Here is a 9,704-nt window from a genome sequence, read left to right as displayed (position 1 = left end):
GGCCCCGCCCCCGCCCCGGCCCCCGGCGCCGCCCCCCCGGGCGGGGCCGCCGCCGGGGCCCCCCCCCCCCCCCCCCCCCCCAACCCCCCGGGGGCCCCCGCGGGGGGGGGGGCCCCACTGGGGTTCGGACTTCGGGACGGCGGTGCGGCGTACCGCCCGCCGGGTCGCCCGAGGATCAGCCGGCGGTCAGCCTGATCGGGGACCAGGTGGTGCCGTACTGGTCGAGCGCGGTGCCGTGGTCGATGCCGCCCCGCCCGTCGCCCTTGTAGACGTGCATCGTGCCGTCCTCCCACACGGCGAGGAGATCGGCGTTGCTGTCACCGTTCACGTCGGAGGCGACGAACTGCTTGATCGTCCTCCAGGTCGTGCCGAACTGGGTGAGCGGGGTGCTGCTCCCGATGTAGCCGGTGCCGCCGCCCTTGTAGAGGTGCAGGCTGCCGTCCGTCCAGACCGCCATCAGGTCGGAGACCTTGTCCCCGTCGAAGTCGCCCGCGGCCATCTGCGGCAGGTTGTTCCAGGTGGTGCCGAACTGGGTGAGGGCGATTCCGTCCTTGACGTCGCCGTTGCCGTCACCGAGGTAGACGTGCATGGAGCCGTCGGACCAGATGCCGACCAGGTCGGACTTCCCGTCGCCGTTGAAGTCGCCGGCCTCCACCTGCTGCATGGCGCCCCAGGTGACGCCCCACCTGGTCAGTGCGACGCTCTGGGTGATGTGCCCGTTGCCGTCGCCCTTGTACAGGTGGAGGGTGCCGTCGCCCCAGACCGCCATCACGTCGGCGGCGTAGTCACCGGTGAACTCGCCCATGGCGACGTGCTTGACGGTCGACCAGGTCGTGCCGCCGAACTGGCCCAGGCTCTGGGCGTCCAGACCGGTGGTGCGGTCACCGAAGTAGGCGTGCATGGTGCCGTCGCCCCAGACCGCCACCATGTCGCCGATGCCGTCGCTGTTCAGGTCGTCGGGCGCCGCGGCCGGCACCCCCGCGTACGGGGTCAGGACGTCCGAAGCAGTGGCGATGGCCGCGCTTCCACCGGGCTGGGTGGGCAGGGAGCCGACCAGGTGGGCGGTGACCTTGCGGTTGTCGCCCACCGTCCAGAGGTCGGGGATCCCGTCGGCGTTGAGGTCCGCCGCCTGGAGCGAGAGGTCCTTGCCGGTGTTCCAGTTGGCCGCGATGCTCACGGGGGTGTAGGTGATCGCGCCCGAGTCGGGGTCGACCGCGAGGTCCTTCCAGAGGGCCAGCTGGCCGGTGGTCCTGTTCCACAGGTACATCGCGGTGCTGGTACCGGTGCCGTCGGGCAGTTGGCAGGTCGCGAGGGTCCAGTTGTTCCAGTCGGAGGTGCCGTTCGGCGTGCTGGCGTCGATCTGCACGGGGAAGTCGAAGCCCCCGATCGTGCTGGTGGCCCGGTAGAGGTTCAGGTAGTAGCCGCCGCCGGCGTCGCCGGAGATGCCGATCAGGTCCGGGTACGGGCCCTGACCGCCGGACACGTGTCCGGCCGCCGCCAGCCTGAGGGGCTCGTCCCCGTTGCCGTCCGTGAAGGACCCGGCGGGCACGGTGTGCGAGTTCCCGTTCTGGGCGGACGGGATGGCCGATCCGTCCCCGCTCCCGTTGAGGACGACAGCCCCGCCGGGGTTGTTGCTCGAACCCGGGTAGTAGACCAGGAGGTCCTGCAGGTTGGTGTCGGTGAAGTGGCCCGACACCGCGAGGGAGCCGTCGAAGTCGGACGGCAGGTTCTCGCTGGAGTAGCCGTTGCCGTTGATCCCGATGTCCACGGCGGAGCCGCCGGCCCGGGTCGGCTCCTGGCCGTCCCCACGTGCCAGCCAGATGCCCGACGCGAGACCGTGCTGTCCTCCGACGGTGAGCAGGTCGGGGGTGCCGTCACCGGTGAAGTCCCCGTCCCTGGCCAGGGCCGCGGCCGCCGAGTTGAAGGTCACGGTCGCGGACTGGCCGATGTTGCCGGCCGGCGACAGGCTCGTGACCGTCAGGACGTTGGTGCGCCGGTTCGGCTTGACGGAGATCGTCGCGGTGCCGCCGGCCCCCGCGTTCACACTGATCCGCCCGCCGGCGTTCAGCTGGTACTCGTAGCTGCTCGGGGTGTTGGCGGCCGTGCAGGTGCTCGGCGTGTTCTGGGCACAGACCGGAGCGATGTCCACCTCGACCGCGGTGCCGAGGACGCTGCCGGACGGCGGGGTGACGACGGGCGCCCCCGGCCGGGTGGGGTCGAAGGTGAACTTGCAGGTGGTGGAGGTGGGGCCGCTGAGGTTGAAGTCGGTGGTGGTCACCGTCCAGTCGACGTCCAGGAGCTGGCCCTTCGCGGCCGCCTCCAGGCTGGCCTTGGGCAGTTTGAAGGCGAGCGTGGAACCGGACTTCGCCGTCAGGAGGTTGGGGTTGCTGTCCGGGACGATGGTCGTGCTGGTGCCGTGCTTGACGGCGTGGAAGGTGGCGCCGAGGGTGCCGCCGTTGCGGTCGGAGACCGTGCCGTACAGCCACACGTCGCCGTCACCGGCGAACTCGCCACCGGAACACCACGTCGAAGGCGACGTCGTCAGGGTGGTCGGCCGGTCGGGGGCGTGGTTGTACGTGGTGGAGACGGTGACCGTGTTGGCGAACTTCTTCCAGCTGTCTCGGTTGCCGTTCTCGTACTGCGCCTTCAGCACGAAGACCATGCTCGACCAGTGGCCCGAAGCGGCGGTGGTCATCACGTTCTTGATGTTGAAGCCGACGCCGCGCGGGTCGCAGTTGGTGCCGCCCCAGAACATCGCGTTGCTGCTGCCGACGTAGGTCTGCGGCGCGGGCGCGTTGTTCCAGGTGGTGGCGTTGCTCAGCTTGGAGCCCTTGGCTGCGAGCCACAGCTCGGTGTTGTTGGCGGTGCAGCTGCCCGACCAGATACCGGTGAAGTTGATCTGGGAGCTGATCACGTTCGAGTCCCACACGGCGGGGTCGACACTGACCTGCATGTAGGAACGGGCGGTGAAGTAGGGGCTCTCCCAGCCGTTGTAGCCCACCCGCAGCACGTCGTTCGTGTTGTAGAACGACTGGCTCGGGTAGTACGAGTTGGTCTGCGCCCAACCCTGGCGGCTGCTGGACGCCGGCGACGGGTAGAACGTCGGGTCGATGTACAGCGGGTACGTGGTGTCGGGCGACGCCAGCAGGGCGGCGTCCGGGACGAGCTCGATGCCGTCGCCGGTGGCGCGTGCGGCGATGCGCGCGGTGCGCGCGCTGTCGCCGGGGGCCTTCTCGCTGGAGGCCGCGGGCTCGCCGGTCCGCGCACCCGGGGCCTGTCCGGGCTCCTGGCTCCGCAGCGCCTTCGCCTGTTCGCCGACAGCGGCGGCCGCGGCGGGCCTGGTGGCGGAGTCCCACATGAGAGGGGCGGGAGCGGTGAACACCGCGTTGCCGCTCCGGTCGCCGGCAGTGATGTTGCCCGCCTCGTCGGAGCTCAGGGTCACGCCGTCGGTCTTCGCCGTCAGCCGCAGCTTCTTCAGCGCCGGGTTGGCGGCGGCCTTCGCGTCCTTGACGACCAGGACCTCCGAGAAGCTGCCCCGGGTGTCGGTGGTGACCTTGAGGTCGACACCGTCGAAGACGTTGGCGTACGTGGCCGTGGCACCCGAGAGGGTGGGCGCGGGCAGCTTCACCGGGAAACCGAGGGCGAGCTTGCGGCCCTGGTGCGCCATGGTCGCCAGCGGCCCGGTACCACCTCCGGAGAGGCTCAGCGAGCTGCTGGTGACGGCCGGTGAGACGGTACCGTCCGCGTTCCTGCGCAGGGTCGCGTCCAGGGCGACCCACGCGCCGTTCACGTGCTTGCGCACCGGGACAAGCGACTGCTCGACCGTGAACGTCCCGTCGGGGTGAGCGGTGGTGGTGCTCTGCTCCGTCGTCGCGGCGGAGGCCTGCACGTCCTTGCCCCCGGCCACGGCCTGGGCCGTCGCCTGGGCAAGCGTCAGTGAAGCGGCCCGCGGGCCGGCGGCCGGCGACGGCGCACCGGACGCCTCGGCCTGCGCGGGCAGTGCCACAACCACGGTCGTGACGACGGCGGTTGCCGCAGCCATGGCGAGTCCGCGTATCACGCCGGATGGTCGCCTGGAGGGTGAGTCAGCTGACACGAAGTCATCTCTCTCGAACGGAGAACGGGCATTCGCCCAGGTCAGCCGACACGCTAGACAACCACCGCGTCCAAACTTCATGCTGCGACAGGAATCACAGGACCGCTTGTCCGACTACGCATGATATTTGCCGACAAGATCGCCAATCTTTGGGAAAGATTTTACCTAAGACCGTTCCGGGTCCAGAGATCAGTCGAGCCGGCCCGGAGCGGAAGCCTCGAACTCCGAGACGCGCGGGTGCCGCACCGCCTCGAACGAGGAATCCGCCAGGATCGCCGCGATGAGCTCCTTCGAACCGTGGACCTCGGTCGCGGAGAGATCGCTGTCCGAATACACGAACCACGACCGGTCAGCAGGCCACCAGTTGACAGGAAACGCGTACGGAAAACCGGCAGAGCCGATTCCGTCCAGCAGCGGGACTGCCTCGCTGAGCAGGCCTCGCCGCAGCTCGACCGGTTCGCCGATGTTCTCCAACGGAGACTGCGCCCAGAAGCACTCGCTGTCCGGACCGTCCGGGCTGAACCGCGCGAGGGTCTCGATCAAGCCGGTCAAGCTGTCGCGATCCGGCGCGCCCGTCTCCGGCCTCGTCATCCCTTCCATCGGAATACCGTCGAAGACCCTCGTGGAGAGCGTCCGACCCCACTGGCCCAGGTCCCGACCCGCCCCGGAGACGAGGTCCGCCCAACGGACCCGGCGAACACGACGCCCCTCGCCGTCCAGCTCCCAGACCGCGTGGAGGATCCAGCACTGGTCGGCGTAGCCCGACGGTTCGTACCCCGTCACGGAGTCGGTCACCAGGTCGCGGAGATCATCAGTCTCCTGGCTCGTCTCGATTACTTCCACAAAAAATTCTCCAGACCTCATGACCGCGCCCCGCTGATGGGCGCGCAGGCGCTTCGTACCAAGACCCGTTCGAAGGTCCTTGGAGAAGTCGATCGTCGCATCGCCCGCACCGTTCGATTCGCTCTACCCGAAGTGTCGGCATCCCACTTGGCCCGGTCGAGCAGGTGCTGCATGCCCCGTCCGGGGTGGCCTCCCCGGCCCGCTCGGCGATGCTCCAGCGGTTCTTGCGCGGCAGGCCCGAAAGCAGCCCCGGCACCAAGTCCCTCACCCGGCGCCGGGGTTCAACCCGTGCGAACCGGTCTGCTGTTCGGGACGTCAAGGCCTCGGACGCCTCCTGCCGGCGGGCTGGGTCTACGCTGTGACCTGCGGCCATCGCATGGTCTTCAGTCTTCACCCACCGATGATCATGGGTGGCCTCGCCCGTCTTCGCCACCCTCGGTCACGACGTGCGAAGACGGGGCCGTATCCCTTGCGCATCCCGCTCGGGACACGCGGCGTTCGCCCGCCGTCCCGTACCAGGAGGACACATGCAACGCGGCGAAGTCTGGTGGGTCGACTTCGACGAGCGACGCCCGGTCGTACTGCTGTCGGACGTCGAGTCGTCCGGGTTCCAGGCGATGCAGGTCGTTGCGCCGGCGGGCGTCGACATCAGCGGCCTGGGCGTTGAAGTGGCGATAGGCGCTCTGGAAGGACTGCCCTTCGAAGGCGTGCTGCGGTTCGCGTTCCCGCGTCCAGGCTTTACTCCTTGCACCTGGCTGACCACCGTGGCCCGGGACGACCTGATCGAGCGGGTGGGCGTGTTGTCCTCCGCGAAGCTCGGCGAGGTCGGGGAAGCCCTTCGTGCCGCTGAACAGAGGAGGGAGTGGACCCCGATGACGGCTGCCAGGCTCCACGAGATCAAAGGTGCCCGCCGTCTCGGAGGACTCGAGTAGCGGACACCTCTGCTGACCGGCTCGATCTCGTCGACGACCGGCGGCGGCCTCCTCTCCACCGCACTCCAGCAGCAAGACGACGAACGCGGCCCGTCCGGCCACAGCCCGTGCGATCACAACGGATGCGCTGTCTTCCGGCGCACCGCCGTCTCGTCTTCCGACCGCCGGGAGTCCACCTCGTGGGCTCCCGGCGGTCAGGGACCTCGGCGGGAGGCCAAGGGGGCGGGAACGGCTTGCTCACGCCCCCCGGGGTTGCCCGTTCGCGGGTTCACCAGTCGGGGCTGATGTCGCTTCCGAAGCCGCCGCCGGCGGGCCTCCTCTCGAAGTGCAGGTGCGGGCCGAACGCGTTGCCGCTGTGGCCGACCAGGGCCAGCTGCTGGCCCGCTCCGACGCCCGCGCCGTCGCCGACGTCGTACTTGGAGAGGTGGCAGTACCAGTAGTCCGTGCCGTTGTTGGCGCGCAGGACGAGGTAGTTCCCGAAGCTGTCGTCTTCGCCCATACGGCTGATGGAACCGTCGAGGACGGCGACGCACGGCGTGCCGTCGTCGGCGGCGTAGTCGGCGCCGGTGTGGTATCCGAGGCTCCAGTGCGGCCCCTCGATGTGGTAGGCGGTGGTGACGCCGTGGTTGGGGACCGGCGAGGAGGCGCGGTGGGGGTCTCCGTTGACGGACGGAACACGGAGGCTGTCCCAGGAGGACTGTCCGGGGATGCCGTCCGCGTCGCCGCCGGAGAATCCGAGTTTGCGCTGGAAGGCGGCGTAGGACTCCTTGTCGGCGTTACCCCAAGAGGGGCCGGGACCCACCTGGTAGCGGCTGCATCCTTCCTCGACGAGGCGCTGGCCCATCACCGTGATGATCGGGCTGACCTGTCCGTCATGGAAGAACGTTGCTCCGGGGAAAGGCTGCAAGCCCATGATCATGCTCCTCTCTGCTGTGCTGGGCATGGGCACGTGGCTCCGGCACCGGGGGAATGCGGTGCCCGGCGGGTGTCCCCGCCCGGGCACGCCGGTACCGCGCCGCGCCACGAAACGCAGCACTGAGAGGCGGACCGGCCGGGAAGATGTCGGGTCGTTCAATTCGCCCCGTGCCGGAGAGGGCCGTTCGTATCAGACCCTTCACTTCCACCGTGCGCCGCTGCGATGGCGACCGCAACGCAGGAGGACGCGGGACACCCGGGCGGGAAGCCGGCCCCGACACCCGACGACGATCAGGACGGTTCGCCCCCCGCCGGCGCGTCGCCTCGGCCGCGCTCCGGGGCACGGCGGCCGTGGCGGCGCCCCTCCGGAACCGGTGCACGGCAGGGCGCTTGTAGGGCGCTTGTTTCGTGGACACGCACACCGGCGAAGGTGTCGCCGGGGTGGGCGGGCAGGGGGCGGCGCCTACAGTCCGACCGTCCGGCGGACGGTTTCGAAGCCGACCACCTCGATCCGCGGGGTGCCGTCGACGTCGAGGGCGAGGCGGACCTCGTTCCCGACCAGCAGCCCGCCCATCGCCACGTAGCTGCCGTCCGGCAGGACGCCGAGCGGCATCGTCCGCGGGCCGAGCTGGAGGAACAGGTCGCGGCCGTTTCGGGTCAGGCGGTATCCGCCCTCGTAGTGCCCCAGGTACGGCGCGGTGGCGCCGGGGTCGGTCGGCGCGGTCCGGCGCCCGAGGGCGCGCAGGTCCTCCAGGGCGGCCAGGTACGCGGCGTGGACCTTCTCCGGGACGCCCTTGTTCAGGCCGAACCGTTCGCTGAGCAGCAGGTTGAGGACGTACAGGTAGAAGTACGGCCCGGTCGGGCCCGGGTTCATCCCGTTCAGCACGACCAGCCCGAGGTCGTGTTCGGGCAGGAAGCCGATGTACGAGGTGAAGCCGTCGATCCCGCCGTTGTGCCAGACCAGCGAGGTGCCGTCGCAGAACCGGTTGCGGATCCAGCCCATCCCGTAGCCGGACGCGGTGACGTCCGGGTCGAGGTCCGGCGAGAGGGGGACCGGGATGTGCGGCTTCCAGCACTCGGCGAGGTTGGCCGCCGACACCACCCGGCGGCCGTCCACCGAGACCCCGCCCCGCAGTTGCAGGCGGACGTACGCGGCCATGTCGTCGAGGGAGGCGAGGGTGCCGCCGGCCGGGGCGTAGCTGCCGACCGGCCCGAAGGCGAGCGGCCTGTTGGCGGCGGTGAGGTCGGGGACGTGGCCGCGCATGAAGTCGGTGACCAGCCCGCGGGGGTCGTCCGCGATCCGGGCGCCGGCCATGCCCGCGGGCCCGTACACCTGCTCCCGCATCTCGTCGGCGAACCTGCCCGTCAGCGCGTCGCCGGACACCCCGGTGGCGAGCAGCGGGAGGTAGCCGCCGACGGAGTACACCGTGTTGTTGTAGAGGTATGCGGTGTTCGGCGCGGCCGTCACCGGAAGGGTGGTCAGGGAGCGGAGCAGCTGAGGGGCGGTCGGGTCTCCCTCGTGCAGGCCCGAGAGCGCCGGCGGCTCGTCGATGCCGGTGGCCATGCCCAGCAGGTCACGGACCCTCAGGGAACGGGTCAGCTCGTCCGTGGGCGCCCGGAAGCCCGGCCACGCGTCGACCGCCCGCTGGTCCCAGGCCAGCTGTCGCCGGTCGACGTAGGTCGCGGCGAGGAGCGAAGTCATCGACTTGGTGGTCGAGGCGACCAGGAACCGGGTCGACGAGGTGACGGGCGCCCGGCTCTCGGTGTCGCGCACGCCGAGCGGAAGGCTCAGCAGGACCCGGTCCCCGCTGACCACTGCCACCGCCGCACCGACCAGGCCCATCGCGGTGAACTCCTCCTGCACCCGGGCGGCGAAGGAGCCCCAGTCGTCCGCGGCATCCGCGGAGTCGGCGGTGTCGGCGGTGTCGGCGGCGCGCGCTGTCGCGGCCGACGAGCGGGTGCCCAGCCCCGTGGCCAGGCCGGCCGCCACCAGGCCCCGGATCACCGACCTGCGCGTCGAAACGGCGGGCGAGACAGCAGTCGCGGCATCGAACTCCACCCGCATTTCCCCTCACTCCTACGGTAAGCACTGACACTGGGCACGGGACCGGGGCCCGCCCCGCCGGCTGAACCGTGCAACCGGGCCAACACGGCCGGCGCGGTGCGGCCGCCGACGCGGTCGAGACCACCTCGACACGCTATCCACGCACCCGCAACAACCGGCCGAACACTCCGCCGCACTGACCGAGAATCATCCGACCAGCAGCACCCCGCCGCCCCGACAGACCATCAGACGCCACCCCACACGCCCCCAGTACACGGACGGAACAAGTACCGGGCCGAACCCGGCCGGCCAGGCAACCGGGCGGGCCGGCGGCGATCCGCGGACGGTCGGCCTCACGCACAGGTCGGCCTGCCTGAGCCCCCGTCCCTCCCGAGCGTCGCCAGTCGGGGGAACCATCGTGCGGACAGGAAGCGTTTGTCGGTCGGAACACGATGCAGCGGGCGTCGTGCGACAGGGGGTCACGGGTCGATGGTCATGGCATTCGCTCTCACACTGCCCGGACTCGCTCTGGCGGTGGTGCTGTTCGCGCTCGCCTCGACGGTGCTCCGCCGGCTGGCCCGTTCGGGCCTGGTCCCGGCACGGTTCCGCAGGGAGTCCGGCCGACTCGGCGGCCCGACCTCGGTCTCCACCGTGGCCGTGGACGTCTTCACCGGATCGGTGAACACCGGCAAAGCCGTCGAGTTGGACGAACGCTCCGCCGAGGCGATGCGCCGCGACGAGGAAGGAGACGCTGCGCCACCCCGCTCGACCGTCGACCTGCACACCGGCCGGGCCGTCATCGTTCTGCCCCGGCAACCGGCAGGCACCGGCTCCAGCACCGGCGCACCGGCCTGACCACCCGGAACGAGTCCGG

5 protein-coding genes and 3 pseudogenes are annotated in these 9,704 nt (G+C 70.5%); 2 read left to right on the top strand and 6 right to left on the bottom strand.

Features of this window, described 5'->3' with window-relative positions; translation table 11 throughout:
• Positions 1 to 175: 175 nt before the first annotated feature.
• From ACGFX4_RS37085 to ACGFX4_RS37075, 3 genes and pseudogenes are all read right to left on the bottom strand, one after another.
• On the bottom strand, positions 176 to 4,042 hold the full coding sequence (locus ACGFX4_RS37085; RefSeq protein ID WP_393084589.1) for an FG-GAP-like repeat-containing protein: 3,867 nt from the start codon (positions 4,040 to 4,042) through the stop codon (positions 176 to 178).
• A 243-nt stretch (positions 4,043 to 4,285) separates the two neighbouring features.
• Entirely contained in the window at positions 4,286 to 4,939 is a 654-nt protein-coding gene (locus ACGFX4_RS37080; RefSeq protein WP_393084586.1) for a hypothetical protein, read from the bottom strand.
• 134 nt (positions 4,940 to 5,073) lie between these two features.
• Positions 5,074 to 5,312, bottom strand: a pseudogene (locus ACGFX4_RS37075) (IS701 family transposase); the annotation flags it as partial.
• Between the two features lie 154 nt (positions 5,313 to 5,466).
• On the opposite strand from ACGFX4_RS37075, the gene ACGFX4_RS37070 reads away from it, so the two are divergent.
• A complete protein-coding gene (locus ACGFX4_RS37070) occupies positions 5,467 to 5,871 on the top strand; it encodes a type II toxin-antitoxin system PemK/MazF family toxin (protein ID WP_393084584.1) in 405 nt (134 codons plus the stop codon).
• Positions 5,872 to 6,139: 268 nt separating this feature from the next.
• Here the strand turns inward: ACGFX4_RS37070 and ACGFX4_RS37065 are convergent.
• The 3 genes and pseudogenes from ACGFX4_RS37065 to ACGFX4_RS37055 all read right to left on the bottom strand — a co-directional run.
• A pseudogene (locus tag ACGFX4_RS37065) lies at positions 6,140 to 6,433 on the bottom strand (M23 family metallopeptidase); the annotation flags it as partial.
• Positions 6,434 to 6,535: 102 nt separating this feature from the next.
• Positions 6,536 to 6,775, bottom strand: a pseudogene (locus ACGFX4_RS37060) (peptidoglycan-binding protein); the annotation flags it as partial.
• 474 nt (positions 6,776 to 7,249) lie between these two features.
• Positions 7,250 to 8,845 (bottom strand): serine hydrolase domain-containing protein, encoded by a 1,596-nt coding sequence (locus ACGFX4_RS37055; protein WP_393084582.1) that lies wholly within the window; start codon positions 8,843 to 8,845, stop codon positions 7,250 to 7,252.
• Positions 8,846 to 9,325: 480 nt separating this feature from the next.
• Between ACGFX4_RS37055 and ACGFX4_RS37050 the strand changes: the two genes are divergently transcribed.
• Positions 9,326 to 9,685, top strand: a complete 360-nt coding sequence (locus ACGFX4_RS37050) for a DUF6191 domain-containing protein (RefSeq protein ID WP_393084579.1) — start codon at positions 9,326 to 9,328, stop codon at positions 9,683 to 9,685.
• Positions 9,686 to 9,704: the final 19 nt, after the last annotated feature.

Origin of the sequence: Kitasatospora sp. NPDC048365, from assembly GCF_043200835.1 — a bacterium.
GTDB classification, from domain to species: domain Bacteria; phylum Actinomycetota; class Actinomycetes; order Streptomycetales; family Streptomycetaceae; genus Kitasatospora; species Kitasatospora terrestris.
The sequence above is the reverse complement of the archived record's forward strand: the minus strand, read 5'-3'. Positions and strand labels throughout refer to the sequence as shown.

Excerpts from the sequence above, each read along its gene's own strand:
- ACGFX4_RS37085 (WP_393084589.1), bottom strand. The coding sequence starts at position 4,042 with ATGGCTGCGGCAACCGCCGTCGTCACGACCGTGGTTGTGGCACTGCCC.
- ACGFX4_RS37070 (WP_393084584.1), top strand. The coding sequence starts at position 5,467 with ATGCAACGCGGCGAAGTCTGGTGGGTCGACTTCGACGAGCGACGCCCG.
- ACGFX4_RS37050 (WP_393084579.1), top strand. The coding sequence starts at position 9,326 with ATGGCATTCGCTCTCACACTGCCCGGACTCGCTCTGGCGGTGGTGCTG.